Source organism: [Clostridium] ultunense DSM 10521, from assembly GCF_000511955.1.
GTDB classification, from domain to species: Bacteria; Bacillota; Clostridia; order Tissierellales; family Tepidimicrobiaceae; genus Schnuerera; species Schnuerera ultunensis.
Window position 1 is genome coordinate 293,872 of record NZ_AZSU01000001.1, and the last position, 26,213, is coordinate 320,084.

34 protein-coding genes, 2 pseudogenes and 1 riboswitch are annotated in these 26,213 nt (G+C 31.2%); of the genes and pseudogenes, 17 read left to right on the top strand and 19 right to left on the bottom strand.

The annotated features are described in order from the left end of the window. From CUL_RS0101475 to brnQ, 5 genes and pseudogenes are all read left to right on the top strand, one after another. On the top strand, positions 1-374 hold a 374-nt coding region (locus tag CUL_RS0101475; protein ID WP_035142657.1), incomplete at its 5' end, for an integrase core domain-containing protein. A gap of 689 nt (positions 375-1,063) precedes the next feature. After that, positions 1,064-1,243, top strand: a pseudogene (locus CUL_RS20060) (hypothetical protein); the annotation flags it as partial. A gap of 353 nt (positions 1,244-1,596) precedes the next feature. After that, positions 1,597-1,725, top strand: a pseudogene (locus CUL_RS20065) (hypothetical protein); the annotation flags it as partial. 536 nt (positions 1,726-2,261) lie between these two features. Continuing rightward, positions 2,262-2,378: a PEP-utilizing enzyme gene (locus CUL_RS19365; protein ID WP_201767826.1), complete on the top strand. Its 117-nt coding sequence runs from the start codon at positions 2,262-2,264 to the stop codon at positions 2,376-2,378. Between the two features lie 181 nt (positions 2,379-2,559). Continuing rightward, positions 2,560-3,924 carry a branched-chain amino acid transport system II carrier protein gene (brnQ, locus tag CUL_RS0101505; RefSeq protein ID WP_025640305.1) on the top strand — a complete coding sequence of 455 codons (1,365 nt, stop codon included), beginning with the start codon at positions 2,560-2,562 and terminating at the stop codon, positions 3,922-3,924. Between the two features lie 206 nt (positions 3,925-4,130). Here brnQ and CUL_RS0101510 read toward each other — a convergent pair whose 3' ends face one another. Next, entirely contained in the window at positions 4,131-4,436 is a 306-nt protein-coding gene (locus tag CUL_RS0101510) for a PadR family transcriptional regulator (protein WP_005587478.1), read from the bottom strand. A 122-nt stretch (positions 4,437-4,558) separates the two neighbouring features. Here CUL_RS0101510 and CUL_RS0101515 point away from each other — a divergent pair, with 122 nt between their 5' ends. The 8 genes from CUL_RS0101515 to dusA all read left to right on the top strand — a co-directional run bounded on the left by CUL_RS0101515 (position 4,559) and on the right by dusA (position 10,375). Beyond that, complete coding sequence (locus tag CUL_RS0101515) at positions 4,559-5,206, top strand: ABC transporter ATP-binding protein (protein ID WP_005587477.1); 648 nt, start codon at positions 4,559-4,561, stop codon at positions 5,204-5,206. After that, the gene (locus tag CUL_RS0101520) at positions 5,184-5,963 is read left to right on the top strand and encodes an ABC transporter permease (protein ID WP_025640306.1); all 780 of its coding nucleotides are present in this window, start codon (positions 5,184-5,186) and stop codon (positions 5,961-5,963) included. The genes CUL_RS0101515 and CUL_RS0101520 overlap by 23 nt, the downstream gene beginning before the upstream one ends. Positions 5,964-6,166: 203 nt before the next feature. Further along, positions 6,167-6,394, top strand: a complete 228-nt coding sequence (locus tag CUL_RS16475) for a nitroreductase family protein (protein ID WP_025640307.1) — start codon at positions 6,167-6,169, stop codon at positions 6,392-6,394. A gap of 381 nt (positions 6,395-6,775) precedes the next feature. Next, entirely contained in the window at positions 6,776-7,093 is a 318-nt protein-coding gene (locus tag CUL_RS20070) for a CPBP family intramembrane glutamic endopeptidase (protein ID WP_005587475.1), read from the top strand. 41 nt (positions 7,094-7,134) lie between these two features. Beyond that, positions 7,135-7,572, top strand: coding sequence for a hypothetical protein (locus CUL_RS0101535; RefSeq protein WP_025640309.1), 438 nt, complete (start codon positions 7,135-7,137; stop codon positions 7,570-7,572). A 144-nt stretch (positions 7,573-7,716) separates the two neighbouring features. Beyond that, a complete protein-coding gene (locus CUL_RS0101540) occupies positions 7,717-8,487 on the top strand; it encodes a class I SAM-dependent methyltransferase (RefSeq protein ID WP_025640310.1) in 771 nt (256 codons plus the stop codon). 234 nt (positions 8,488-8,721) lie between these two features. Continuing rightward, positions 8,722-9,234, top strand: a complete 513-nt coding sequence (locus CUL_RS0101545) for a type 1 glutamine amidotransferase domain-containing protein (protein ID WP_025640311.1) — start codon at positions 8,722-8,724, stop codon at positions 9,232-9,234. Between the two features lie 40 nt (positions 9,235-9,274). After that, positions 9,275-10,375 (top strand): tRNA dihydrouridine(20/20a) synthase DusA, encoded by a 1,101-nt coding sequence (dusA, locus tag CUL_RS0101550; protein WP_025640312.1) that lies wholly within the window; start codon positions 9,275-9,277, stop codon positions 10,373-10,375. A 100-nt stretch (positions 10,376-10,475) separates the two neighbouring features. Here the strand turns inward: dusA and CUL_RS0101555 are convergent, their stop codons facing one another. The 12 genes from CUL_RS0101555 to CUL_RS0101610 form a co-directional block, all read right to left on the bottom strand. Continuing rightward, positions 10,476-10,739 (bottom strand): hypothetical protein, encoded by a 264-nt coding sequence (locus CUL_RS0101555; RefSeq protein WP_025640313.1) that lies wholly within the window; start codon positions 10,737-10,739, stop codon positions 10,476-10,478. A 7-nt stretch (positions 10,740-10,746) separates the two neighbouring features. Continuing rightward, a complete protein-coding gene (locus CUL_RS0101560; RefSeq protein WP_005587467.1) occupies positions 10,747-10,983 on the bottom strand; it encodes a hypothetical protein in 237 nt (78 codons plus the stop codon). A gap of 4 nt (positions 10,984-10,987) precedes the next feature. Continuing rightward, a complete protein-coding gene (locus CUL_RS0101565; RefSeq protein WP_005587465.1) occupies positions 10,988-11,305 on the bottom strand; it encodes a hypothetical protein in 318 nt (105 codons plus the stop codon). Between the two features lie 32 nt (positions 11,306-11,337). Beyond that, positions 11,338-11,604, bottom strand: coding sequence for a hypothetical protein (locus CUL_RS0101570; protein WP_005587463.1), 267 nt, complete (start codon positions 11,602-11,604; stop codon positions 11,338-11,340). A gap of 6 nt (positions 11,605-11,610) precedes the next feature. After that, positions 11,611-11,841 carry a hypothetical protein gene (locus tag CUL_RS0101575; protein WP_005587461.1) on the bottom strand — a complete coding sequence of 77 codons (231 nt, stop codon included), beginning with the start codon at positions 11,839-11,841 and terminating at the stop codon, positions 11,611-11,613. Positions 11,842-11,859: 18 nt separating this feature from the next. Continuing rightward, positions 11,860-12,168, bottom strand: a complete 309-nt coding sequence (locus CUL_RS0101580; protein ID WP_005587460.1) for a hypothetical protein — start codon at positions 12,166-12,168, stop codon at positions 11,860-11,862. Positions 12,169-12,182: 14 nt separating this feature from the next. Continuing rightward, complete coding sequence (locus tag CUL_RS18785; protein WP_005587459.1) at positions 12,183-12,347, bottom strand: hypothetical protein; 165 nt, start codon at positions 12,345-12,347, stop codon at positions 12,183-12,185. A gap of 127 nt (positions 12,348-12,474) precedes the next feature. After that, the gene (locus tag CUL_RS0101590) at positions 12,475-12,693 is read right to left on the bottom strand and encodes a hypothetical protein (RefSeq protein WP_005587458.1); all 219 of its coding nucleotides are present in this window, start codon (positions 12,691-12,693) and stop codon (positions 12,475-12,477) included. Positions 12,694-12,757: 64 nt separating this feature from the next. Continuing rightward, positions 12,758-12,913: a hypothetical protein gene (locus CUL_RS19265; RefSeq protein WP_005587457.1), complete on the bottom strand. Its 156-nt coding sequence runs from the start codon at positions 12,911-12,913 to the stop codon at positions 12,758-12,760. 37 nt (positions 12,914-12,950) lie between these two features. Further along, the gene (locus CUL_RS19270) at positions 12,951-13,106 is read right to left on the bottom strand and encodes a hypothetical protein (RefSeq protein WP_005587456.1); all 156 of its coding nucleotides are present in this window, start codon (positions 13,104-13,106) and stop codon (positions 12,951-12,953) included. Positions 13,107-13,358: 252 nt separating this feature from the next. Continuing rightward, positions 13,359-14,024 carry a P-II family nitrogen regulator gene (locus CUL_RS0101605; protein WP_005587455.1) on the bottom strand — a complete coding sequence of 222 codons (666 nt, stop codon included), beginning with the start codon at positions 14,022-14,024 and terminating at the stop codon, positions 13,359-13,361. Then, positions 14,008-15,501 (bottom strand): DUF1538 domain-containing protein, encoded by a 1,494-nt coding sequence (locus CUL_RS0101610; protein WP_025640315.1) that lies wholly within the window; start codon positions 15,499-15,501, stop codon positions 14,008-14,010. Before CUL_RS0101610 ends, CUL_RS0101605 begins: the two co-directional genes overlap by 17 nt. Positions 15,502-15,704: 203 nt before the next feature. Between CUL_RS0101610 and uvsE the strand changes: the two genes are divergently transcribed. After that, the gene (gene uvsE, locus CUL_RS0101615; RefSeq protein ID WP_025640316.1) at positions 15,705-16,661 is read left to right on the top strand and encodes a UV DNA damage repair endonuclease UvsE; all 957 of its coding nucleotides are present in this window, start codon (positions 15,705-15,707) and stop codon (positions 16,659-16,661) included. Between the two features lie 30 nt (positions 16,662-16,691). On the opposite strand, the gene CUL_RS0101620 is transcribed toward uvsE, so the two are convergent. After that, positions 16,692-16,952 (bottom strand): hypothetical protein, encoded by a 261-nt coding sequence (locus CUL_RS0101620; RefSeq protein WP_005587450.1) that lies wholly within the window; start codon positions 16,950-16,952, stop codon positions 16,692-16,694. Between the two features lie 158 nt (positions 16,953-17,110). Between CUL_RS0101620 and CUL_RS0101625 the strand changes: the two genes are divergently transcribed. After that, positions 17,111-17,920 (top strand): DUF2935 domain-containing protein, encoded by an 810-nt coding sequence (locus CUL_RS0101625; protein ID WP_005587448.1) that lies wholly within the window; start codon positions 17,111-17,113, stop codon positions 17,918-17,920. Between the two features lie 28 nt (positions 17,921-17,948). Here the strand turns inward: CUL_RS0101625 and CUL_RS0101630 are convergent, their stop codons facing one another. Together CUL_RS0101630 and CUL_RS0101635 are read right to left on the bottom strand one after the other, a co-directional pair. Next, positions 17,949-18,161, bottom strand: a complete 213-nt coding sequence (locus CUL_RS0101630; RefSeq protein WP_005587446.1) for a hypothetical protein — start codon at positions 18,159-18,161, stop codon at positions 17,949-17,951. Between the two features lie 133 nt (positions 18,162-18,294). After that, the gene (locus tag CUL_RS0101635) at positions 18,295-18,729 is read right to left on the bottom strand and encodes a Dps family protein (protein ID WP_005587444.1); all 435 of its coding nucleotides are present in this window, start codon (positions 18,727-18,729) and stop codon (positions 18,295-18,297) included. Positions 18,730-18,838: 109 nt separating this feature from the next. Here CUL_RS0101635 and CUL_RS0101640 point away from each other — a divergent pair, with 109 nt between their 5' ends. Continuing rightward, on the top strand, positions 18,839-19,144 hold the full coding sequence (locus CUL_RS0101640) for a winged helix-turn-helix transcriptional regulator (protein ID WP_005587443.1): 306 nt from the start codon (positions 18,839-18,841) through the stop codon (positions 19,142-19,144). Between the two features lie 83 nt (positions 19,145-19,227). On the opposite strand, the gene CUL_RS0101645 is transcribed toward CUL_RS0101640, so the two are convergent. The 3 genes from CUL_RS0101645 to mnmA form a co-directional block, all read right to left on the bottom strand. After that, entirely contained in the window at positions 19,228-20,838 is a 1,611-nt protein-coding gene (locus CUL_RS0101645; RefSeq protein WP_005587441.1) for an amidohydrolase, read from the bottom strand. After that, the gene (locus CUL_RS0101650) at positions 20,835-22,253 is read right to left on the bottom strand and encodes an APC family permease (protein ID WP_005587438.1); all 1,419 of its coding nucleotides are present in this window, start codon (positions 22,251-22,253) and stop codon (positions 20,835-20,837) included. Before CUL_RS0101650 ends, CUL_RS0101645 begins: the two co-directional genes overlap by 4 nt. A gap of 168 nt (positions 22,254-22,421) precedes the next feature. Then, a riboswitch (Lysine riboswitch) is annotated at positions 22,422-22,604 on the bottom strand. Between the two features lie 88 nt (positions 22,605-22,692). Then, positions 22,693-23,805, bottom strand: coding sequence for a tRNA 2-thiouridine(34) synthase MnmA (gene mnmA, locus CUL_RS0101655; protein WP_025640318.1), 1,113 nt, complete (start codon positions 23,803-23,805; stop codon positions 22,693-22,695). Between the two features lie 230 nt (positions 23,806-24,035). On the opposite strand from mnmA, the gene CUL_RS17860 reads away from it, so the two are divergent. Then, positions 24,036-26,147 carry a stalk domain-containing protein gene (locus tag CUL_RS17860; RefSeq protein ID WP_051403473.1) on the top strand — a complete coding sequence of 704 codons (2,112 nt, stop codon included), beginning with the start codon at positions 24,036-24,038 and terminating at the stop codon, positions 26,145-26,147. The last annotated feature ends 66 nt before the right edge of the window (positions 26,148-26,213 follow it).

Sequence of the window (26,213 nt, forward strand, 5' to 3'; positions counted from 1 at the left end):
TTAAAAGGGGATTAATGAAGCGGGAACTTTATAATAAGAAAATTAACTTGATTATAAGGTCAGATAATGGCCCACAATTCATCAGCAATAAATTTCAAGATACTTGTAAAGAATTAAAATTAGAGCATGAAAGGATACCATTTAAGACTCCAAATAAAAATGCCCATATAGAAGCTTTTCATAGATTGTTAGAAGATGAATGTTTGTCAAGGTACGAATTTAAAAGCTATACAGAAGCTTATGAAGCAGTATCTGAATATATTAAATTCTACAATAAAGTTAGAATCCATAGTTCTTTAGGATATATTTCACCAGTAGAATTTTACCATAAAACATTGGAAGGAACAGCAAAACCTTTGAAAATAAAGCTTTAATACTTTGCCTTCAAGTGCCTAACACATTAATATTTAGCTGAAATCAAGGGCCTGCTTTGAGGGGCGTAGCCTTTACCCTTGATGAAGATAAATATTAATGTACAATAAACCAAGGGCAAAATGAAATATTATGATATTGGAAGTATTAGTGAGTTTTTGTCCAAAATTAAGGGATCAATCCGTATATGATATAAATCAGGTGAGATTATGGATAAAGAAACTTTGATTAATTATTGGGTTGAAACTGCAAATAGAAATTATAATACAATGTTAATTTTATTTAAAAGTAAGGATTATCTCTGGAGTTTATTTATCGGCATCTAGTTATAGGAAAATTGTTTAAATATATATATATATGTTAAAAATGTAGATAATAATCCACCTATAATACATGATTTATTAAGATTAGCAGAAAAGGCACAGATTTATACAGCTGAAGTTCAATAAGATGAATTGGACTTAGTTACAACTTTTAATATAAATACTAGATATCCAGATTATAAACAAAGTTTTTATAAAAAATGTGATTACGATTTTACTAAGAGCAATATAGAGAAAATAAAGGAGTTGAGAGCATGGCTTCTTTTAATACTAGAGAACCAATAGAAGAAATTGCAAGAAAGTATGGGAAATTAGTGAAAAAGGAATTAGATGTAAAAAATATATACTTATTTGGTTCATAAGCAAAAGGAACTTATATATCAGATAGTGATATAGATATCGTTGTGGTTGGAGACAATTTTATTGGGGATCCAATAGAAGATACGTTGATGTTAATGAAAATAAGAAGGAAAATAGACAATAGAATAAACCTAGACCATTTAAAACATGTTATTTCAATTCATCAAATCCTTTTGCAAAAGAAATAATAGAGATTGGAATAATGATAATGTAAAGCAGAATATATTACCTAAAACTTAATTCTGTATTGTGAAATTCATAAGGTCAGAGGATAATTTTTTTCTCTGATTTTTTCTTTATATTCTTCTCAAGTTACGTTGAGATGGTTATGTTAATAGAACAGATTAAGAGTGTTTTATATATTACCTTACTCTCTTAATTCTTATAAAAAATTAACTATCCCTCCTCAACTTTATTATATCACATGAAATTATTAAATAACAGGCTGATAATTTCCTCCTATTGTTTGTATTATAGGAATAGGTATTATTTCATAGAGAATTGCTTCACCTATACCTAGAAAAGAGGAGGTACGAAAGAACAAGAGATTGAGTCTGAGAGGCAGAATAGGCAAGTGCTGACGAATGATCAGATTTTGCAGCTTGAGTGCATGGGTAGAAGGATCGAAAAACATTTCGACTACCCCCAGGACATCGATGGTGTTTGGTAGATGATATATTTTACATTGTCCAGAGTCGACCAATCACTACTCTATACTCCATCCCTGGAGTAAATGACTGTAGAAAACACGTTATTATATCTGTCGGTCATCAACAAATGATGATAGATCCCATGAAACCATTGGGATTGTCTTTATGGCAGTTAACAGCAGCCGGACCTATGTTTAAAGCTGATACCAAATGATAAGAAAGAATAGAGTCCCGGTAAAAACAATAAAGGCATGTGGTCTGGATATGTTCAGGGGCGGATCTATTTAATTTTATTCTAGAAGATATCCAAGAATTAAAGAAGAATTTATTTGATCCGCAAAATATGGGTGTGATTATGGCTGCTATGAATGCTTCATCATGGATAAACGAAAAAATGCAGGAATTGTTATGAAAAACTAACACCCCGCGTGTGATCACATCTGATGGTGAAATCATTGCAGGTACGTATAAGCGTGAAAATATCCCGACTGAAGCTATTGTAGGTTTACCTGTTTCTTCCGGAGTGATAGAGGGCAAGGCACGTGTCATCTTAAACATGGAAGATGCTGATTTAGACGATGGAGATATATTAGTCACCGAAGTCGGTGGACTAATGACCCACGGAGCAGTTATAGCACGTGAATATGGTTTACCAGCAGTTATAGGAGTATAAGATGCTATCTTTTGAGCCATATTGAATGTTGTGCATTTATAACAAGGAATAAAGATAAATAATAATTTTTTTACTAATATTATAGAAGGAATTAGAAATCTATTTATACATTAAAATGTATAGTAAAATAGAGAAATTGAACTAAAATTAATTAAGCAAAGAATGTAAGAGGAGGAATATTATGAAAGAAAAGCTAAATTTGCAGCAAAATTTGTTGATAGGTTCGTTGTTATTTGGATTATTTTTTGGGGCGGGGAATCTGATTTTTCCCATCCAAATGGGACAAGCAGCTGGGAGTAACACTTTTTTAGCTACTATCGGGTTTTTAATTACAGGAGTAGGATTGCCAATGCTAGGTATTATTGCATCAGCGCTGTCGGAAAGTGATAGTTTATTTCATATGGCAGAGCCTGTTAATACAGGTTATGCAATTTTTTTTACATGTGCATTGTATTTAACAATTGGTCCGCTATTTGCTATTCCACGTACTGCTACTGTTGCTTTCGAAGTGGGAATGCGTCCTTTTATGACAGAGGAACAATTAAAGCTAGGATTATTTATTTTCTCATTGATTTTCTTTGCTTTAACTCTGTATTATTCGCTGAGACCAGGAAAAATTATAGATTGGGTTGGTAAATATTTGAATCCAGCTTTTCTGGTTCTTTTATCGATTTTATTGATTGCTGTAATTATTAACCCAATGGGAAATGTTAATCAGCACCAACCTCAAGGGAATTATGCTTACAACCCCTTATTTACAGGCTTATTAGATGGATATAATACTATGGATGCTTTAGCATCTTTAGCTTTTGCAATTATTATTATTTCTAATGTACAAAAGCTGGGCATAAAAAATCCAAATTCAATTGCTATTGAAACCTGTAAATCAGGCTTAGTAAGCATTATCGGTATGACTGTTATATATGCATCATTAGCTTATATGGGAGCTACAAGCTTAGGAAGTGTAAGCCGTGCAGATAACGGAGGAATCATATTATCTATGGTAAGCAATCATTATTTTGGATTTATAGGGAAGATACTCATAGCAGCTATTGTGGCAGTAGCGTGCTTAAAAACAGCAATTGGTTTAATTACCTCCTGTGCAAAAATGTTTAACGAAATGTTTCCCAAATCCATTTCCTATAAAAATTATGCTATTTTGTTTACACTATTTTCTTTTATAATTGCCAATTTTGGATTAAATAATATAATTCAGCTGTCTGTACCAGTACTTATGTTTTTATATCCTTTAGCAATTACCTTAATTATGCTATCATTACTAAGTCCATTTATTCACAAAGAGAGCGTTGTCTATAGGTGGACAACTCTTTTAACGATTGTTGCAGCTTGTTTTGACCTATGCAAAGCATTGCCAGAGCCTATACAAGGAAATATAGTAATAAAGGGAATCGTAAATTTTGCACATTTATATCTACCTGGGTTTGATTATGGATTTGGATGGGTGATACCGGCAATTTGTGGATTTATTATTGGATTAGTAGCTTGGGGAATTCGTTCAACCAAATATTTTAGTAGATCCCATTGAAAGGGAAGCCAATGTTTTAACTTAGATTTAGGAGTAATAGAACTTATTTTTTTAACTTAGGTATCCTAAGAACTTTAACTCCTTAACCTATCATATTTTAATTTTTATTTTATTTTTGCAACTTTTTGTTGGTGATATTTTAATACAATCATGTATAGTTGTTTAAACGGGTTAGGGAGTTAAAAGGATTTGGAATACAAATCCTTTTACAACAATTCGTCAATTAGTTGGCGAATCTTTATTTTAGCTTCATTAAGGACAAGACATCCTTCTTTAGTAATAGAATAATACTTTTTCATCTTACCATCTTCAACCTGATTTTCTACAGTTAATAGCCCGTTTTTTTCCATGTTATGAAGAATTGGATATAATGTACCTGCACTTATTTCATATCCATGATGTTCTAGTTCTTGCATCATCCAAGAACCATAAAAAGGTTCTTCTTTTGCATGATGTAGAATGTGAATTTGTATAAATCCCAAGAATAATCTTCTTAAAATTTTATCTTGCATAAATTGACCTCCTATGATACGATTTTAATATCGTAAATAGATAACGCGAAACGATAACGAATTTCGATAATCATTTACATTTATAGTACTAAAATATAGCTAAAATATCAAGGGGGATTATTATGGCTAAAATATTGGAAACAACTAACCTTGTGTTCAATGGGAAGCTTTATTATCCTGATATAAGTATTAACCGAGGGAGTATTGTATTTATTCAAGGGCCTAGTGGATCGGGGAAAAGCACTTTCCTACGCTTAATAAACAATATGGTTTCTCCATCTGAAGGAAAAATTTTATACAATGATGTTGATATAGAGAAATTAGATTCTATTGGTTTGAGGAGAAAAATAATATTGGCTGGGCAATCAATTTATTTGTTTAATGATACTATTAGAAACAATTTTATACAATTTCATAAATATCGTGAAACCCAATCTCCTAAAGATAGAGAAATAAAAGAGTATCTTAATGCATGTTGTATAGATTTTTCAATGGGCATTTCATGTGAAAATCTTTCTGGAGGAGAAAAGCAAAGGATATTCCTGGCTATTGCTTTGAGTTTTAAGCCAGAGACTTTGCTTTTAGATGAGCCTACTTCAGCACTTGATTCCAGCACAGCAGATTGCGTTATGACAAATATAGTTGATTATTGTAAACAGAGTGGCATTACATTGATTGTTGTAAGTCACGATACAACCCTTGCTGACAAATATGGGGAACAGATTATTAATTTTGGAGGTATTGAGAATGAGTGGAATAGTTTCTATTAGTATCCAAAGATTTTTTGTTATATATCTTCTACTTTCCATTGTACTTGTAATAATGAAAAAGAGCAACATAGATCAGACGAGGCTATTATTTGTAGCAAGCATGCGTATGACGGTGCAGTTGGTAATTGCAGGATTTATTTTAACTTATATACTTAAAAATCCTCATCCGGCTTTTACCATAGGTTATCTTGTTGCTATGATTGCATTTGCCATACATAGAGTATTATCTAAAAACAAAGAACTTAACTTACGTTTCAAAATAGCAATTGGTGCTTCATTATCTGTTTCTGGCATAGCAGTTGTTTTATTCTTTGTAATCGCCATTGTGAACCAAAATATATTCAATCCTCAATATACAATACCATTAAGTGGAATGATAAGTGGGAATGCAATGACTGGAGTTAATCTTGGGACAAAGACATTCAGGGAAATTGTTGATAGTGAGAGGTCGAAAATCGAAACATTATTAAACTTTGGCGCAAAGCCCCAGCATATTCTTCTTCCCTTTGTAAATCAAGCATTGGAGACTGCTATATTACCTACTCTAAACTCCATGGTGGGAATGGGTATTGTTTCCCTACCTGGTATGATGACAGGACAGATTTTATCTGGGACATTGCCTACAACGGCAATACTCTATCAAATTGCTATCATGATTGCCATTTGTACTGTTGTATGTCTTTCTGTATTTGGCTCATTATATTTTGGTTATCAAACTTTATATAACAATAGAAACCAAATTAATTACCTACTCTAGCCCATATTTGCAGTATTCTATAGTACCTACAGTTCAATAATTAAGCTTAGTTTTACTTATGAACGTATTGGCTATTAACCTTAACTAATAAGTTAGTATTTTTATACTAGGTTAGCAATACTTATAATAACATCCCATTAACTTTTCCAGTTATAGGGCTTGGTATTGGATATCCAAATCAGAATCCACAGCTTAAGCCAAGAATGGATATGAAATACAGGGTTTTTGAGAATAAATATATTATATTTGATGATTATTTAGGAGAATTAAAGGATTACGATGAAGAAATGAGTACCTATTACGATCTTAGAGATGCAAATAGAAGAGTTGATAGCTTTAGCAATCAAGTAGTTGCAAAGCTTAATAATGTTAATCCTAAAAGGCAGGAAATATTAAATATTATAAATAAAATGGGATTTGATCTCATTTAAAAGATGCACAGGTCAATAGTAATTAATCTATATAAAAATCAACCTATGAAATCAACCATTAGGTTGATTTTTTTATACATAAAAAGGGTAGAATGTGAAAAAAGATTATAAAGGTATCCTGGGCATTTTACTTCAGGATATGGTTGTTTCCAACTGGCTATTTTTATTTTATAAGAGCTAAATCAATAGTATAGAAAATTTAGACTAATAACTATATAATGTAAATACAAGTGTAGCCTTTGACGGAATAAATTTTAGGAGGAGTTAAAGTTGAAGAAAAATAGCTAAGTTTGCATTGTATTGTTTGGACAAGAACGCATTTTAACTTTTTTGTGAGGGATATTAAAAATATGGGAATGAAGGGGGAATTTGTGGATAATATTGAAACTCTGGATACAAACACTATTAAAAAAGATACATTTCATTATATCGGTGGCTATATTTGCTTTTGGTGAGGAAATAGGATGGCGTGCTTATGTGCTTCCAATTTTGATAAAACTTATGAACAAGCAAAAAGCAATTTTGTTAAATGGTGTGCTCTGGGGCTGGGGAATGGCCAGCACTTATGGCAATTTCAGGGATAAACACATTATTAGGGCCAAATCCCACAGGTATTATTGGCATATTAGATCTTCTAATTGGTGCAATCATTCTATTAAGAATAAGATAATTCGTCTTTTAGAAAATATGACATATTAATTATTCATATATTATTTTATAGAAAAGCAGGGGAGAAAGACATGGAAGATATTAAAAAGATAGCCTTAGTTCCAATAATTGCAATGATAATCATATCTCTTATAAGTATATTCGGAATAAATATTGGTGGGATATCAGTTATTATTGGAGTAATTTTTTTCTTTATAAATAAGGTTTCTGAAGAACAGACATTTAAAGATAGTGGGTTTGATGTAAAGAAAATTAGGATTAATTTAAAGGATAAAAGAATTTGGATTTGGATTGGCTTACCTTTAATTATGGATGTAGCTTCTATTATAATATCGAATCTGTTTTTACCTGAACATATGGAGCATGTACTAGCAAGAATAGAGGGATTTGTACCCTTTGATAAAATTATATTGTTGATATTTCAGTTTGCAATTCTTGCTATAGGAGAGGAAATTGCGTGGCGGGCTTTTTTCCAAAACCATAATATTGGTAGAATAAAGTTTGGGTAATATAGATAAACAATTGGAGCTTTATAGCTGTATTTATTCTATAATGTATGGGTTGTAACAATTTATAAAGGGTCCTCCATCAATCAAGTATTTATACTTGAATTCTAAAAGTACTTTAAAAATACCTTATAGGAGGAATTGATTATGAAAAAAAGATTAACAAATAAAGAATTATATTATTATCTAATAGATGAAGTGACTGAAAGATTTGAAGGATGGGATTTTTCCTATTTAGAATCAACTGGAAGAATGCAAGAGTTTCCATTAAGTTGGAACTACAGGAATAAAGTAATAATGGAGGTGAAAGAAGCTTCTTCTTTACTTGATATGGGTACAGGTGGAGGGGAATTTTTATATACCTTAAGACCACTACCTGAATATACCTGTGTTACAGAAGGACATAAGCCTAATATATCTATAGCAAAGAATAGATTAGAGCCTTTAGGTGTAAAAGTATTTGAAGTTGAAGTTGATGAATATTTGCCCTTTGAAGGTGAAACTTTTGAACTTATAATAAACAAACATGAATCTTACTCACCTAAAGAGGTTAAAAGGATTTTAAAGGATAAAGGAATATTTATTACTCAGCAGGTTGGTGGGTTAAATGATAAAGAAATAAATGAAATTTTAGAAGCTAAAGAATTTGAATTAATTGATTGGAATTTAGAAAAAGCTGTTGGCCAATTAGAAGGAGTAGGTTTAAAAATATTTGAGCAAAAGGAAGATTTGGTAAAAACAAGATTCTATGATATAGGAGCTATTGTATATTATTTAAAAGCAATACCATGGCAAGTGCCAGATTTTACAATAGAAAGATATTTTGACAAATTGTTGGAAATCTATAATCAAATTGAAAGGTTAGGTTATATTGATTTTACATGCCATAGGTTTTTTATTATAGCTAGTAAAGAATAAGCATAATATTTTGATGAAATAACGCTAATTTTTGACGAAGTCACAAATGTCCGTGGTATTTCATCAATTATTACAAACTATTATATAGGTAATTATGTAAACAACTGGGAACTATGATATTCTAGGTCCAATATTATGATGGAGGAAAAGTCTATAATAAATACTGTTTTAATATATGGTTTAATAGGGTAGCTATAATATAGAGAGATTAAACACTATAGAAAGGGGATAACGATGAAGAGAATAGCCATATTAATAGAGAACATGTTCGATGAAAGAGAGTTAATTTATCCTTATTATAGGTTATTAGAAGAAGGGTATGAAGTTCATTTAATAGGGACTGAAAAAGAAACTGATTATTTTTCAAAAACTGGTCTAAGTGAAAAAAGCACCTATTCATCTAAAGAAGTATCAGCTAAGGATTATGATGGAGTAATAATTCCAGGGGGTTTCTCTCCAGATTATATGAGAAGATGTAAATCTACAGTAGATTTTGTAAAGGACATGGACAGAGAGAATAAACTAATAGCTGCAATCTGTCATGGTCCATGGATGATGGCATCGTCTTGCGATCTTAAGGGTAGAAAAGTTACTTCCTTTTTCGCTATAAAAGATGACCTAATAAATGCAGGAGCCCATTATCTAGATGAGGAAGTAGTAGTGGATGGAAATTTAATTACCTCTAGAACACCTAAAGATTTACCTGTATTTTTAAAGAAAATAATCGAAAAATTAAAAGATAATTAATAAAAATGAAGCATCCTTATTTATTTAGGGATGCTTCAAAATGATAATAAACTATATTATTCATAGGTGGGTAATAATATATCTATGTACTATTATTAAAGCAAATGGGAAGGGAAAAACAATGTCTAGAATAAGTATTGCTCCAATGGTGGATATAACAGATAGACATTTTAGATATTTTTGTAGACTTCTTACTAAGAAATCTATATTATATACAGAAATGATTACAAGTAGTGCAATTATTCATGGAGATAGAAATAAAATTTTAGATTTTGATCCTTTTGAAAAACCTATAGTATTACAGATTGCAGGATGTGATAAAGGGGAGATTGCTGAAGCAGTAAAAATAGCAGAGGATTGGGATTATGATGAAATAAATTTAAATATAGGATGTCCTTCAGACCGGGTTTCTGGAAATCAAATGGGAGCAGCTCTAATGGCCTATCCTGAATTAGTTGCAGAAATAATTCAAGCTATGAGGAAAGAAACGAAAAAACCAATTAGCGTAAAGCATAGAATTGGAATTGATGGAATAAATATATTATCTAGTTCCTTATCAAAGGTAATACTTGATAAATATGAGGATATGGAATATTTCATTAAAACCCTTTATGAAGCAGGAGTAAAACATTTTATAATTCATGCCCGTATTGCTATATTAGAAGGATTGAGTCCTAAAGAAAATAGGGAAGTTCCACCTCTTAGATATGATGAAGTATATAGAGTAAAGAAAAACTTTCCAGAATTATTCATTGAAATCAATGGAGGTATAAAAACCATTGAATCTATAAAAGAGCATTTGCAATATGTAGATGGAGTAATGTTAGGTAGGGTAGCTTATGAAAGTCCATTTTTATTAACAGAAGTCGATCAATTTTTTGAAGAAGGTAATGTCAACAATATTTCAAGAAGGCAGGTTATAGAGGGGTTAATAGACTATATAGAAAAAATGGAAAAGGACGAAAAAGTAGGATATCAAGCTTTAAAAAACACTTTAGGCCTATTCCATAATAAAAGAGGAAGTAAAATCTGGAGACAGCTTTTGTCACCTCCTTGGGGAGAAGGATATTATGCTAAAGAAATACTGGAAAAGGCATTGCTAATGCTTCCTGAAGAAGTATTAAATGAAAAGCTTGTATAGGTAGTAATTACTTTAGAGTACTACACTCCAGCATTAATTTGATAGTATATTGAAAGTTTTGAAGTTCATCAAAATGGCTAAGATTTCTTACCCATTTTGATTAAATATTATTTTTGTATATCTTTTTAAATTGATTTAAAATATCTAGTGGGATGTCAGCTTCAGGGTCTTTAGTATTTTTCTCCTTAACTAGGTTATTAACTTTAATTTCTTGTTCTTCAGTTTCTACATTTTCCTTTTCTGCAGACATATTATTGGTATCTTCCAGCTTTACATTCTGTTTTTCATCTATATTATCATTTGATTGGTTAGTTCTATCATTTATATCAATAGGATATTCATTTTTATTGACATTGACTGACATTTTTCCCTCACTCCTCATTAATAAGAGTTATTTTTTTAAACAATTTATAAATACTATCTCTATTAAATCCACAAACATCAGTTAAATGAGATGTAATTTCCTCTGGGCTGCTAGTAGTATAAAATTTATCATTCCTTTCTATATCTTCTAGTATCTTTTCATATAATACTTTCTCTTCTTCTGTAAGAATATCATCTAATTTTCTCTTGTTAGAGTTATTTTTGTTGACATTAATCTTTCCCATACCATCACTCCTTATCTTCTTTGCATATTCCAAATACTTTGATTCCTGGTTCTATTTCTATCATTTCATAGTTCTTTTTATTTATTGAAACTATATTATTTTCATTCATTTTTATATCTAAATTTAATCCCTCAATATTCAGTTTTTCTATATAATATGGGTTTATAATCACAAAAATTGAGCTTAGTTGAGTTGGAGAAATATTATTATTACCAGTTAAATTGGCTTGATTTGATGCATTTATCATAAAGTTATATATCTTGCTATCATTATAATCTAGGATTTCAGCCAAAAAATCTTCAGGTTTATTGGTATCTTCCACTATAATCCCCCCATATGAAATATTTATATGGATTAATCACTTTCGGTTACTTTTTTATCCGTATATACATGTATATTTCTATCGCTAATTAGCTCTCCATCAACCCCATTAATTGACAAATTTCCATCCTTATCTATAGCAAATGAAATGGGAATACTTTCTTTTGTATTCAAAATATTTAAATATTCAAGGCCTAAAATTGTAATAAAGTTAAATTGAGATAGATATGTCTTCCTACATTGAATAGTATTAGCTTGGTTTGAAAGGTTAAGTAGTAATGAATGTTTTACTTTTTTCAAAATAGATCACCTCATATAGTCAGTCATTATCTTTTTTACTTTTTCGTTTTTTTCGTGATTACTTAGGTTAGCATCGTTTCTCAGTAAATAGAACTTTTCTAATAGTTCAGCAGGATTTTTTTGTTTTTTAATATGCAAAGTTATTTCAATATCACCTGTTATTATTTTATTAATATTAGAATCTATATTAACTTGATTATCAAATAGTTCCTTTTTTTCTTGCTCCTTACTATCCAAAAAAAATACCTCCTTTATTCAGAACTTGACTGTGGTAATCTCTTTTTTATCAGGCCCTTCCTCCTCTTTAATGGTAATGAATTCTCCTTTTTTAGCTTTCTTACTTTCTTCTATTATTTTTTGTGTTTCTTCTCCAGAACTTAATCTACCGTGTTGCTCCACATCTATGCTTAAATTTTTATACTTGGATTTAGTTTCATCATATAATTCCCCATCTACATAAACCTTACCGTCCATATCAATTCGAAGTTCCTTGGGTAATTTTTTTCCATTTTTCTTTAATTTTATTTTTATCCATTGGCTGTTTTCATTAATGTTATTTGTCATAACCTAATCCTCCCCTATTCTAAATTTATGTTAATAGTAGTAGAATTTTGAGTTACTACACTATATGCAGAAAGGAGCATATTAGATTGCTGATTAGTATTTATTTGGTTTGCAATTTTAGCGCCCATATAGGTATTGTGTTTTCCTTTAGGCAATGATTTTTGAGTATCTTTGGACATAAAACTAACCCCCATCCTACTTTTTCTATTAACATAATATGAAATTGCTATAAAATAGTTCCAGACCATAAATTAAAAGAACTGTCTCAAAGAGTTTTTCTGAGACAGTTCTAAATTATTATCTAGGTTATCTAGCTTTTTCTATCATTGATTTTAATATTTCTATTCCTTCCAGTCGGTTAGCGTTTCTAATATTCGGTCTTTGGAAGACCGATAATATATCAGCAGGATTAGGATGTTCTACCGGTATATCAGATTCTAGTTTAACGCCCTTTACAGGAATATTTAATGGATTTAATTTCTTTGAATTCAACGTTAATCCATCTTTTGAAAATCCTATTTTCAATTTTATCTCCCCTTTCCATTATTAATAAGCCATCTATTATAAAAGCATTACGCTGGATTTACATTTAGATATCTATCAAATCATCATCAAACTGTGCTGCAACACCTATTTGAGCTTCAATTACACTAGCAACTTGAGCAGCAATTATTGTTAGAACTTGTAATTGAACTTGAGTTACTGATTTTTGGTTAACTACCGATGCCAGTATACGATCTGCCATTAGTTTTCCCTCCTAACTTTTATATTATATTTAGTGTTTAAATATCTATTAAATCGTCGTCAGATTGTACTGTAACACCTATTTGAGCTTCAATCACACTGGCAACTTGAGCAGCAATTATTGTTAGAACTTGTAGTTGAACTTGAGTTACAGTTTTTTGGTTAACTACGGATGCAAAAATTCTATCTGCCATTTACACTTCCTCCCTTCCTATTTGGTAGTACATACTATGCATGTACAAAAGTTGTGTTACAGCAAAATTAATTTTATTTTAAATTAATTTATAAATATCTAATATATGAATTTTCAAATATTGGATCAAACAAATATCTCGTATTCAGGGTGGAGGATATTAGGTTTATAGGTTAAGTATACTTAGAGTAATGAGATAAAAATAGAGTAGAAAAGATGATTTCATCTCTTCTACTCTATTTTATTAAAAGATTTAATTTCCAAATAATCCAGAAGTTCTATTTACATCTAGTACAAATATTATTCCTGTTCCAGGTTCATCGATATTCATATTTCTCCTAATGGAATTTACTATCTTTTCTGTTTTATCAATTGTAGATAGAATTAGCACAATATCTTTTTCTGGTTCTATTTCAATATTAAATAATTTAGCTTTTTCATGTGATCCAGAACCTCTCCCATGAATCACTGTTCCTCCTGTTGCACCTACTGATTTAGCTGCTTCTAATACATCGTCTGACAACCCCTTATCTACAATAGTAAATATTGCTTCATATTCCATATTTTCAACCCCTCCTTTATTGGAATCAGCTATATATTTAGATTCTTTATTTCTTATAAAGTTTGTTAATGGCATGGAAAAGGCTATACCATGATTGGGTTTATTAAATGAAAAGGTTTTAGTTAGACTATCATGGAAGAAATCTTCTAATTTTCTTTCAATAACCATTATAAGTATTTCTTTTCTTACCTCATTAAGACCTAATATATCCAGTAGATTATTGCTTACAGTTCCTTTTCCTAAGAAAAAAGTTCCCCCAGTTGCTCCTAACTCTTTAGATTTTTCTAAAACCTTACTTCCTTTTCCAAAGTCTACTATTATGCAAAATAATGAGTATTCTTTATCTATTAGATTCATTGATATTGATACCCCCTCGCTTTGCCTTTATTTTAAATAATAGGCCCAATATTTGTATAGCTACTAATGGAGTCATGGCAACCATTGCAATAACTCCAAATCCGTCTATTAATACATTAGCTGTAGGCATAGCATTAGCTGCTCCTTGAGCAAAAGCTAGGATAAAAGTAGCAGTCATAGGACCAGATGCAACTCCTCCCGAATCATAGGCTATTCCTACGAAAATAGGTGGTACTCTATAGCTAAGAAAAATAGCTATTGCAAATCCAGGTAATAGAAAATGCCATAGTTTTAAACTTGGTATCATAATTCTAAACATAGACATGGTTACAGCAAATGCAATTCCAATAGATAGTGTACCCAAAATTATTTTCTTTTTAATATGACCTGCAGTTACTTCTTCAACTTGCTCTGTAAGTACATATACTGCTGGTTCAGCTAGGACTACTACCATACCTAATAAAAACCCAATGGCTGGAAGCAGCCAATTAGATTCTAAATTTGCTATTCCATTCCCCATAACTCGGCCAACTTCCATAAATCCAGCATTGACTCCAACTAAGAATAGGGTAAGTCCAATATACGTATATAAAAGCCCTTTATATATTCTATTCTTTTTTCTTTTGGTTAGTTTAAATTTAGACTTGTTGAAAATGATAAATAATATAAATAAAGGTAATAATGTTAAAAGTGATTCTTTCATTAGTATGGGAAATTGGCTTATATATGGAGACAAAATTCCTATATTAGGTATAAATGCCTCCGCTTGACCTTGTATATTATTTTGCCCAATAGCTATATTCAACAACATAATAGCAAGGATAGGGCCAGTTGAAGCAATGCCTACCAATCCAAAACTATCTTCTTCTGATGTTGTACCACCTTTTAATTGAGAAACACCTAATCCTAAGGCTAAAATAAATGGTGTAGTCATTGCTCCAGTAGTTGCTCCCGATGCATCAACGGAAATAGCCAAAAATTCCTCTGAGACCCAAAACCCTAAAATCAATATAATAGAATAAACTATGGTAAACAATTTGTTTAGCGGTTTTTCATATAGTATTCTAAGAAGTCCTATGGATACCATAATACCTACTCCAATAGAAACAACAATGAGAATTAAATAACTTGGTATAATTCCTCCAGTTGCACTGTTTACTTGAGAAGCTAGGATTTGCAAATCTGGTTCTGCTACTGTGATAAAAAAGCCTAGAACAAATCCCATTATACCTACAATATATGATTTGTTAGTTTTAGCAATTGTTTCTCCCATAAGGTTACCTATAGGGCTTATACCAATTTCAGCTCCAAATAGGAAAATCCCCAGTCCAATGATGACTAATATAGCACCAATAATAAATCTTATAAACATTTCCATTTCTAAGGGAACTAAAGTAAAACTAAGTACAATTACAAGCAAAGTTATAGGCAATACGGAAAAAGATACTTCTTTAAATTTATTAAATAGTATATTCAAATGGTATGCTCCTTTCTTTAGGGATTAGTAATTGTAGAATAATTATATTTTAACACAAAAACTATGTCGTGACGTATATATTTTAATATCTATAAATCATATGGTAAGATATATACTAACTTTTAATCTAATTTAAAAAATCCGTATTCTTATAAGCTTATGATGTATACTAAGAATGTTAAGAAAATTATGGGGGTGTATTTATGAGAGTTAGATTAGGTTATGTAGCAATTGCTTTAGGTCTTCCCAAAACCACATCATCTAGCAGTGTAACTTATACATATTATCAAAAATTAACAACGAAAGAAGAGAAATTAAATAAGCTTAAAAAGGTTTCCTACTCTAATATATTAGATTTAAGAAAAATATTAGAATACAATATAAAAAATAATATTCATTTCTATAGAATAACTTCATCCCTTATTCCCCTTGCTACTCACCCTGAAGTAAATTGGGATTATAGAAAAATTTTTGCTGTGGACTTTAAGATTATTGGAGATTTGATAAAAGAACATAGTATGAGGGTAGATACCCATCCCGATCAGTTTAATGTAATTAATAGTATGGATGATAGGGTAGTAGAAAATACTGAAAGAAACCTATGGTTTCATGTAAATTTATTTGAAGACATTGGATATCCTTTTGGGAAAATGATACTTCATATAGGAAGTGGTGCAGGGGGTAAAAAAGATGCTCTTAAAAGATTTAAAAATAATTTCAGACAATTTCCTGATGAGATAACATCTAAGATTATTTTAGAAAATGATGATAAAACATTTACTGCTAAGGAAACTCTTCAACTATGCAATAATTTAGGTGTTCCCATGGTGTTGGATATCCACCATCATATATGCAATAATGATGGTTATAGTATAGATGAGATATTACCGGATATATTAGACACATGGAAAGACGAAAAACTACCTCCAAAACTTCATTTTTCAAGTCCTAAGAATCACTCAAAAGATAGGAAACATGCAGACTTTATTAATGGTAATGATTTTGTTGAATTCATAGAGCTTTGTAAGCCATTAAATAAAGATATAGATATTATGTTAGAAGCAAAGAAAAAGGATCTTGCCCTATTTAATCTTGTAGAGTCCATAAAAAACTTAAGAAAGGATTGGAAGTGGATAGATTCTTCCACCTTTGAGTTGTAAGCTAAGATAAAGATGACTATGAAGGGTACCTTAATTTATGTATACTCTAAATACCTTAACAACATAGTCATCTAGTCCAGATTTTGTTAATAGAACAATAGATGGTATTTTATTACCTAAAAATTCAATCCTATAAGCTTTAAAACCATCTTCATCTAAGCTTTCATCCCTATTTACAGTTACTTCATTTCTATTAGCAATTTTATATTTTTCAAGTATATTAATAATCCGTTCTTCTAACTCTCCTGTTGGGCATTCAAGTATCTTTATTTTATTAATAGCTTTTTCCACATTTTCAACCTCCTTTTCCTAGTTATCATAGCCAAAAAGCAGATCATTATTCGGAAATTTCTATTAAGTTTAATATAATTTTAATCAATAATATCACAAAATTATTATTATGAACATATTATTTAATAATGTCAATTATTTTACAAGGAGGGGATTTTTTGGACTATATTAGTTTTGAAAAGGAAGCATTATTTGAGCAACGGTTTTGGCTCCAAATTTTAGGGGATCATGCCAGGTTTATTTATAACACTTTATCGTCTTCTGAAAAAGAGAAGATTGAAAAGGCTATTTATTTTATACGTATATTTGATGAATTGTTAGAAGAAGCAAGGATGTCTTTAGATGGAAGACAGGTTTATGAATTAATGTTAAAATCTCAGCATCATTCTAAGGACATAAGGGAGTTTAAATTAGAGTTAATAAAAGAGCATTTAGTAGGAAATATAATTATTGGTCTTTCACCTACATTTGTAAATCATATGGTAAACGAAGTGGAAGAATATCTTCGAATTTTACAATGTTTGATATCTGATAAAATACCAACAGCTCATCCTATACATTACCATAAACTATGGCTACCAGATGCATCTGGTCATGCTGACGCTGTTAAATGCGAATTAGATAGTGTTGAAACAGAATTAAGGGAAAAGAGCCAAAAATTTGTTGTGGAGTTTAATAATCTATTTATTAAAGCAAATGAGTTTTCGGGTTATCTGAGAACCTGTGTTCAAGATTTTCCTGCTCTACATAGATTAAATTATCAAGCTGAATATAAAATACAGTTATTTATGGAATTTTTGAAGGAAATAGAAGAGTTAAGATTATCTAAAGAGGCGGTTGGTACATTGATGCCTCTTATGGTTGACCATATGTTAAGAGAAGAATGTTATTATATAACTAAACTATCTAAAGTGTCTAAAGTAGATATGCCCGACTGTGATCCAACCAAACCAAGAGTGAAGGACTAAAAAATATTGAAGATGGTTTAAGGCAATATTAAATATTCTGCCATGAACCATCTTTTGTGCATATTAGCTTTGAACCATCGTCTTTTGTAATAATAGAGCCAACTGCATGCCTCATACCTGCATATATGCAAAAAGGGTCTTTTTCCGCATTACCAACGGGTTGTTTAGAAATTGATTTTATTCTATTTGGAGCAGAAATAAGATTTACTGAAATATCGTCTCTTTTATTGTGATTTTTCATTAAATTACTCCTTTCATATGCTATATTTATTATTTTGATCAACAACTCAAATATTATTCAAAGAATACCATTTAGAGCATAATGTTTTACGCAATGAAAGAAGCATCCTTCAACAAGGATGCTTCAAAATACTTTATTGTAGCATAGCTTCAACGAACCATATGTTTTTGCTTAAATCGGCAACATAGTCTTCAAACATTGCAACAGTTTCAAAATCTCCTTCTTCATCTGCTGTATTTCTAATTTCTGTTGCTAGTTCTTTCATGGATTCTAAATCCATTTTAATAATTTCTAGAGATTCTTTTACTAAAAAGTCTTTTGCTTTGATTTCATCAATAGTTGCTATTTCTAGATATTCTGCCATTGTAGATAAAGGTGTTACTTTTTTAGTCTTCAATAGTTCAGCTACTTCATCAAAATTTTCAAATAGTTGGTCATAAATTTCTTCTGTAAATTTGTGGACTTCCATAAATTGATTTCCTACTACATTCCAATGGATATTGTGTAATTTTATATTTAGCACACTTAGATTGGCTAGATATTTTTGTAATAGATCAATATGTTTCATTCTATATCCCTCCAAATATTTATATATTAATTATTATCTTCTATTAACTATATTATATGATATAATATAAGATACAAAAAGGCACAAATATGTTAGTAGGAGTGAAATAATGGAAACAAAGATTTTTAATGGATTTCAAATTGTACAAGATTTAATTAAGTTGAGATGGGTACCTGAAATCTTAAAATCTATTCATCTTGGTAATCAACGTTATAGTGATATTTTAAAAAGCATCCCATATCTAAGCCATACAGAGCTAAATAGGAAATTAAACATCCTTATAGATAAAAAAGTTATAGAGAAGACCATTAATGGGAACAATACTTATTATTCTTTACTTAACTTTGGAGATGATTTAGTACATATTTTTTATCATCTTGAAGATTTAGAAGATAAATATTTTCAAACTTCTTAGAATAATTATTTAATTCTAGTTGAAAAAGTAAGATAATATAGATTTAGGGGATTCAACAACTCCCCTAAATCTATATATACACATTACCATTTTTCATAGACGAATTCTCCGTTTACCATGGTTTTTTCAACTTTAATATCCTTAATTTCAAGTTCTTCAATAGTAAAGATATCTCTATCTAATACAATTAAGTCAGCTACATAGTTTGGTTTTAGTCTTCCTTTAAAATTCTCTTTAAATTCATTGAAGGCACTACCTATTGTATAGGCGTCAATAACATCCTGTAATTCCATTTTTTCCTTTGGATAAAAGCCCCCCTTAGGGTTGCCATCCATCCCTCGTCTTGTTATTGCACAATAAATATTAGGGAATGGGTTGCAATCTTCTACTGGAGCATCTGTACCAAAGCTTATAGGAGTACCTAATTGGTATAATGTATTAAAAGCGTAAGAAGTACTTGATAATTCTTTTCCAACACGAGATTCTACAATTTTAAGATCATAGTCCAAAAATATAGGTTGATACATAATAGGTATATTCAATCTAGCTATTCTTTCTAGTTGTTCCATGCTGGTAATTTGACAGTGAACAATTCCATGGCGTAGATTATTTTTCCCGTTTTTCATAGTTTTTTCATAGGCATTAATAACACTTTCTACAGCCCCGTCTCCAATGGCATGGGTTACTACCCTGATACCATATTCTGTTGCTAAATCACATAGTTCCTGTAATTGTTCATCAGTTAATGCTGCTACGCCTTTAGTACCTGGAGCATCTTCATAATCCTTTAACATTAAGGCAGTTCTAGCTCCTAGAGAACCATCTTTAAATAGTTTTAAAGCTCCTTTAGATAGGAAGTTTTCATCGCATTGACCTTCCTTAAATTCCGATTCTAAATAGTCTTTAAAATCATCTATGTCCTGAAAATTAAATTGAATTCCATATCTTAATTTGGTTTTCTTATTATCATAAATGCTGTGGATAATATTGAACATACTTTTAAATTCTTTATTTGATACATCACAGGATTGGACAGAAGTTATTCCAACGCTTAGAGCATAGTTGGCAGCTTTTAAAAAATCTTTTTCTATATCTTCATGGTTTTTTTCAGGTATAACTGATTTAATTAGACTTACAGCATTTTCATTAAAAACTCCATTAGGTTTTCCTTCACTATCCAATTCTATAGTTCCACCATCTACAAAAGTATTTTCATCTATTCCTAGTACTTCTAAAGCTTTTGTATTTCCTACAGAAACATGTCCACACACTCTATCAAATACTATAGGGATTTCTGTAGATATTCTATCTAGATCCAATCGATTGAGTAGACGCTTTTCACCAGTGGTAAAACAATCTTGATTCCATCCACGACCATATAGGACAGTCAAACCCTTGTTTTCCTCTAAAAATTTTCTACCCAACTGAATAATTTCATCTATTGATTTTCCGGAAGTTAAGTTACAGCATGACATTACAGCGCCGACAGAAGCAAGGTGCATATGACTATCGTTAAAGCCTGGCAAAACAGTTTTTCCTTGAAGGTCCATTACATTGTCAGCATTATTATTAAGGATTTCTTCATTAGAACCAACCTGTTTAATCCTTCCATTTTCAATGAGTAAGGCTTCTTGAAAATTGTTTTTTTCAACATAAATTTTACCGTTTTTTAAAATTGTTCTCAAAAAAATCATCTCCTTAATATTTGTTTTTCATTTTTATTTTGTCTACTAAAATAAAGATAAAACAATATGCCAATAGCAGGAATAGCTAAGCCTATTATTGAAGTTTGAGGATCTTCGATAAATGTGTTAATCATTAAACCAATAAATATTAAGGTTGTTAGTATGATGGTAATAGGATAACCAGCTACCTTATAAGGTCTTTTTAAATTAGGAAACTTTTTTCTATAAATTATGACCGCATATACACCTAAAGTATTGAATAACATTCCTGAAAATACAACTAAAGAAGTTAGTTGATTTAAGTTTCTAAATAATACTAGTACAATGGATATTAAACATTGGGCGATTAAAGGAGCATATGGGACTTTATATTTTGGATGTAATTTGCCAAAGCTTTTAAAGAAATGGCCTTCTACACTCATTGCATAATATGCTCTTGGAAAGGCTAAAATGCATCCGTTCAAAGCTCCAAACATTGATACTACCATACCTAAAATAACCAATAGGCTACCAGATTTGCCCATTAGGCTTTCTGCTGCATAGCTTCCTAGATAGTACTCATTATTTGCTATTAAATTTTCAATTTCATTAAAAGGTATAACCCTATATATAGAATAATTGAATAGGGTGTATAAAATTGTTATAGAGACTATAGAAATAATGATGGCAAGGGGTAGATTTTTTCTTGGGTTTTTTAGTTCTTCAGCTACAGTATTTAAATTAGTCCATCCTTCATAAGCCCAGAGGCTAGCAATTACTGCAAAGGCCACCATGCTAATAATTGAACCAAAGCTTACATCTGCTGTTTTTGGAATTAGGCTTAAATCTGGGGATACTTCTCCGAATAACAATCCTAATACCATTATAATACCAATAGGTATTAATTTTGCAATCATAGAAATATTTTGTAATTTAGATCCAAATTTGACACCAAAATAATTTATAATGGTTAGTCCTATGATTAATCCAATAGCTACAAATTTTATAGTCCATTCTCCCATGGGAATAATAGCGGTTAAAGCGCTAGGTAAAGCAATTGCTATGGCAGCAATAGAACCTGGACCACCAATTAACCAACTGGTAAATCCATTTAAAAAACCAACGGCAGGAGAGTAAGCTTTATTTAAATATACAGTCATACCGCCAGCCCTGGGATCGGAAGCGCCTAGCTCTGCATAACAAATACCTCCTAGCAATGAAACTAACCCACCTAAAATCCAACTTAACAAGGCTAAGCCTAAACTCATGCCTGTTCTCATTAATACATATGAACCTAGATAGAAAATACCTGATCCTACCATTATTCCACCTAGAATACTAACCCCGCCAAATAAACTAATTTCTTTTTTAAAACCTGAATCCGTTGAATGTGTTGAACCTCTTGAATTCATTGTATTAATTAATTGTTCTGATCGATTTAACAATATTTTTACCTCCCAAATCTAATTCTGTGAAATAAATTTTAAAACTAACTTTTAATTAAATTTAAAATATGTTTTAATCTACAAAAAATATAAAAAGCATTTGACAGGTATGCCAAATGCTTCTGTTAATAGCAAAGCTAAAGACATCCTCTCCCCCTTTCTGGCCCATAGTGAGATAGCTCAACATCAAAGTATCGGGCAGATACAATGATGACAGTCCTACACCTATTCGATGCAGGCCCAGCCTCAGATTTTGGTATCTGACACTTCGGCGATAACTCCTTTCCCTATACATCATTGGCTTCCGGCCTTAATATAGGTACTCTTAGTAATCGCGCCTCTACCTCACCCTTGGAGGATGAGGATTTTTATGAAGTTTTTTAATATGATAGCATTAAGTCTAGACATTGTCAAGGAGAAATGAAGAATTTTCTTTTATCTAACCTTCATTTAAATACTCATATTTCTTTTCCAAAGGCTCTATAGACTTAATAATAGAACCACCAAGACATATTTCATCTTTATACAATACGGCAACTTGGCCAGGGGTTACTGCTTTTACTGGCTCATCATATTTTATATGAAGATTACCATCTTCTAATACATCCACCATTACTGGAATATCCGATTGTCTATACCTAAATTTAGCAGTACATTTTAATGGCATATTAGGCGCCTCTCCCAATATCCATGAAGGAGATTCTCCGATTAACGAAGTGGAATAGAGGGCTGGATGATTTTCCCCTTGGGCTACATAGAGTATATTTTTCTTTAAATTCTTACCAGCTACAAACCAAGGCTCTCCGGTGCCAATCCCTCCTATTCCTATCCCCCTCCTTTGGCCTAAGGTATAATGGATTAATCCTGTATGTTTGCCTAATTTATTACCTTCCACATCCATTATATCTCCTTCTTTTGTTAAAAGGTATCTATCTAAAAATTCATCAAAGTCCCTTTCGCCTATAAAACATATGCCTGTTGAGTCTTTCTTCTTAGCAGTATATAAATTATTTTTTTCAGCCATTTCTCTAACTTCTCTTTTTTCAAGATGGCCTATGGGAAATATGGTTTTAGAAAGAGCTTGTTGTTCTATTCTTGATAGAAAATAGCTCTGATCTTTATTTTTATCTCTTCCTCTAAGAAGATAGTATTTGCCATCTCTTTCCTCTACCTGGGCGTAATGACCCATGGCTATATAATCTGCCTCAAGCTTTAAGGCATAGTCTAGGAAAGCATTAAATTTTATCTCTTGATTACACATTACATCCGGGTTAGGTGTTCTTCCCTGCTTATATTCATCTAAAAAATAGGTAAATACCCTATTCCAATATTCTTTTTCAAAATTTATGGTGTAAAAAGGGATATCCAATTGGCTGGCTACCCTCCTAGCATCTTCGGCGTCTTCTGTTGCCGTACATACTCCATATTCATCCTCTTCATCCCAGTTTTTCATAAAAAGTCCTATTACTTCATATCCTGCTTCCTTAAGCAATAGGGCAGAGACAGATGAATCCACTCCACCGCTCATACCTAAAATTACCCTTTTTTTCATAACTTCCTCCTTAAGTTTATACAAAGTCCTATAATATGTCTCTATAGATATTATATCATTAAACTATATCAATTATATCATGTTTTATGATATTGATGAAAACCTATGAATATAGTCTTGCTTTAATTTGTAATATGAATTTAATATACATATTATTAAGAAAATCTAAAATATAAGATATAATATAAGCAATAGACATTATTCATTATGAAATAGAAAGGAGTGGAAATGTGAAAGGAAAGGTATTTAATGGGATGTTACTTTTTCTACTGGTAATGATGTTAATGTTCTCTCAATGTTTGGGTTCATATCCTTTAGCTGCTAATCCTGTTAGGTTAATAGTAGATGGGAAGGATATCACTTCATTAGCTAGTCCAATAATAGAAAATGGCAGAACCTTAGTTCCAATAAGATTTATAGCAGAGGAGCTAGGAGCAGAAGTTGAGTGGAAGGACAAAGAGAAAAGGGTGATTCTCAAAAAAGATAATCTATTAGTAAGTTTGAAAATCGGTAGTCGTCTAGTGTTGAATCAAGGTGAAGAAAAGGCTTATTTTTTAAGTGATATTACACCTAAAATTATTGATAACCATACTTTTGTTCCTCTTCGTTTGGTTAGCAATGCTTTAGGTATAGATATAGAATGGGACGAAGAAAATAGAATAATTCATGTTGATTCTAATAAGACATCAAATATTGAACCATTTTTTCCTGTAAAAATTACTAACTTGAATTCTGGACAAGTTATAAAAGGAAAAACCGAATTGCAAATAGAACTTTCTGGGGATAATTTAACCAATGCTAAAGAGATAAAGTATCTATTATTAGACCTAGATACATGGGAAGGATTTGTTATAGCTAGGGGAAACAAGTTAACTGACAAATATACTTGGATACCTGATTTAAAGGAAAAAGGTGTAAAAGTTCTTGTAGCCGCTATTTATGATGGAAAGGGGCAATTTTTAGCTGGTGATGCTATCCACCTGTGCATAGATATAGTTCCCAAGGTTTCTTTAATGGGCATAAGGGAAGGGGAAATACTAAACGACACCATAAGCTTAGGGATAGATACTAATTTTATAGCTTCTTATGTAAAATATGAAATTTCCAATTTGGATACTGGAATGACTAAGGTAATTGGCGAAGAAGTTCCCATAGATCCCTATGCTCAGTACAAATGGGAACCCCAATTAAAGGAAAATGGTAGTTACTCTTTTAAAGCAATTGTTTATGATAGTGAAAACAAAGCATATGAAAGCGAAAGCGTTTCAGCAAAAGTGGAAGTAAACCCCAGATTATTCTTATCAGGAGTTTATGATGGACAAACTATAGATAAACCAGTCAATCTATTGGCTTCTAGAAATTTTGATGTCAGCGAAACGGAATATATATTAAGGGATCCCAAATCTGGGAAAGAACAGCTTATTAAGGCAATACCATATGGGAATTATAGTTGGTTTCCGGGGCCAGAACTTTCTGGCGAAAAAGAAGTATTAGTAAGAGTTAAAGATTTAAGAGGAGTATCTCATGAGAGCAAACCTATAAAGGTTAATTTAAGTGGAAAGCCTCTAGTACTTTTAGAGGGGGTAGGACCAAATCAAGTTTTAAGGGATTCAACCAAGTTAAAAGTAAGGAGTAATGTAGAATTAGATAGTATAAGTTATATACTTACAAACCAAAAAACAGGAAAGCAAAAAATAATAGCAAAGGATAAGAAACCATCCTTTGAACAGGTTTACACTCCTGTGAAAGAGGATATTGGATATTGGAATATTAAAGCTATTGGAAATTATAAAGGAAAAGAAATTAGCAGCGAAAATGTTCCAGTTAGGGTTTATCTAGGGAAAACTTATGAATCCTTACCTATAATTGAAAAGGACAAATTTCTTGGTCTATCTTCTAGATTAGCTAGGGATTCCTGGGAAAAAACAGGCATGTCAGCAGCTTTACAAACAGCTCAATCCATACTTGAAACGGGATGGGGACAAAGTGTGCCTGTAGATAAATATAGTGGCAAATTATCCTATAATCTATTTGGAATAAAGGGAAAAGGTCCTGCAGGTTCAGTGATCTATAAGACTTGGGAAGTATATAATGGACAGGTCTATAACGTTGATGCTGAGTTCCGGGCTTATTATAATGTGGAAGAAAGTTGGGACGACCATAAGAGTTTCTTATTAAATTCCAATAGGTATGAACCTTTTAGACAGGTAATGCATAATAGCACACAAGGGGCTTGGGCCCTTAAGAGGACTGGATATGCTACTGACCCAGAATATGCTTTGAAATTGATGAGGATTATTAAACAATATGAACTAGAAAGATTGGATAAAATAGGGATTTAATTTTAATGATACCGACCTATTAATTTTTATTGGGTCGGTATTATCATATTTATGTTTAGAATAATG

Coding starts and splice junctions, on each gene's coding strand:
- CUL_RS0101515 (WP_005587477.1), top strand. CDS start 4,559: ATGGCTAAAATATTGGAAACAACTAACCTTGTGTTCAATGGGAAGCTT.
- uvsE (WP_025640316.1), top strand. CDS start 15,705: ATGAGAGTTAGATTAGGTTATGTAGCAATTGCTTTAGGTCTTCCCAAA.
- CUL_RS0101545 (WP_025640311.1), top strand. CDS start 8,722: ATGAAGAGAATAGCCATATTAATAGAGAACATGTTCGATGAAAGAGAG.
- mnmA (WP_025640318.1), bottom strand. CDS start 23,805: ATGAAAAAAAGGGTAATTTTAGGTATGAGCGGTGGAGTGGATTCATCT.
- CUL_RS0101630 (WP_005587446.1), bottom strand. CDS start 18,161: ATGAAAAATCACAATAAAAGAGACGATATTTCAGTAAATCTTATTTCT.
- CUL_RS0101635 (WP_005587444.1), bottom strand. CDS start 18,729: ATGAAACATATTGATCTATTACAAAAATATCTAGCCAATCTAAGTGTG.
- CUL_RS0101640 (WP_005587443.1), top strand. CDS start 18,839: ATGGAAACAAAGATTTTTAATGGATTTCAAATTGTACAAGATTTAATT.
- CUL_RS0101535 (WP_025640309.1), top strand. CDS start 7,135: ATGGAAGATATTAAAAAGATAGCCTTAGTTCCAATAATTGCAATGATA.
- CUL_RS19365 (WP_201767826.1), top strand. CDS start 2,262: ATGGAAGATGCTGATTTAGACGATGGAGATATATTAGTCACCGAAGTC.
- CUL_RS0101555 (WP_025640313.1), bottom strand. CDS start 10,739: ATGTCAGTCAATGTCAATAAAAATGAATATCCTATTGATATAAATGAT.
- CUL_RS0101645 (WP_005587441.1), bottom strand. CDS start 20,838: ATGATTTTTTTGAGAACAATTTTAAAAAACGGTAAAATTTATGTTGAA.
- CUL_RS0101560 (WP_005587467.1), bottom strand. CDS start 10,983: ATGGGAAAGATTAATGTCAACAAAAATAACTCTAACAAGAGAAAATTA.
- CUL_RS0101510 (WP_005587478.1), bottom strand. CDS start 4,436: ATGCAAGATAAAATTTTAAGAAGATTATTCTTGGGATTTATACAAATT.
- CUL_RS0101540 (WP_025640310.1), top strand. CDS start 7,717: ATGAAAAAAAGATTAACAAATAAAGAATTATATTATTATCTAATAGAT.
- CUL_RS16475 (WP_025640307.1), top strand. CDS start 6,167: ATGGATATGAAATACAGGGTTTTTGAGAATAAATATATTATATTTGAT.
- CUL_RS19265 (WP_005587457.1), bottom strand. CDS start 12,913: ATGGCAGATCGTATACTGGCATCGGTAGTTAACCAAAAATCAGTAACT.
- brnQ (WP_025640305.1), top strand. CDS start 2,560: ATGAAAGAAAAGCTAAATTTGCAGCAAAATTTGTTGATAGGTTCGTTG.
- CUL_RS0101580 (WP_005587460.1), bottom strand. CDS start 12,168: ATGACAAATAACATTAATGAAAACAGCCAATGGATAAAAATAAAATTA.
- CUL_RS0101520 (WP_025640306.1), top strand. CDS start 5,184: ATGAGTGGAATAGTTTCTATTAGTATCCAAAGATTTTTTGTTATATAT.
- CUL_RS19270 (WP_005587456.1), bottom strand. CDS start 13,106: ATGGCAGATAGAATTTTTGCATCCGTAGTTAACCAAAAAACTGTAACT.
- CUL_RS0101605 (WP_005587455.1), bottom strand. CDS start 14,024: ATGAATCTAATAGATAAAGAATACTCATTATTTTGCATAATAGTAGAC.
- dusA (WP_025640312.1), top strand. CDS start 9,275: ATGATAATAAACTATATTATTCATAGGTGGGTAATAATATATCTATGT.
- CUL_RS18785 (WP_005587459.1), bottom strand. CDS start 12,347: ATGTCCAAAGATACTCAAAAATCATTGCCTAAAGGAAAACACAATACC.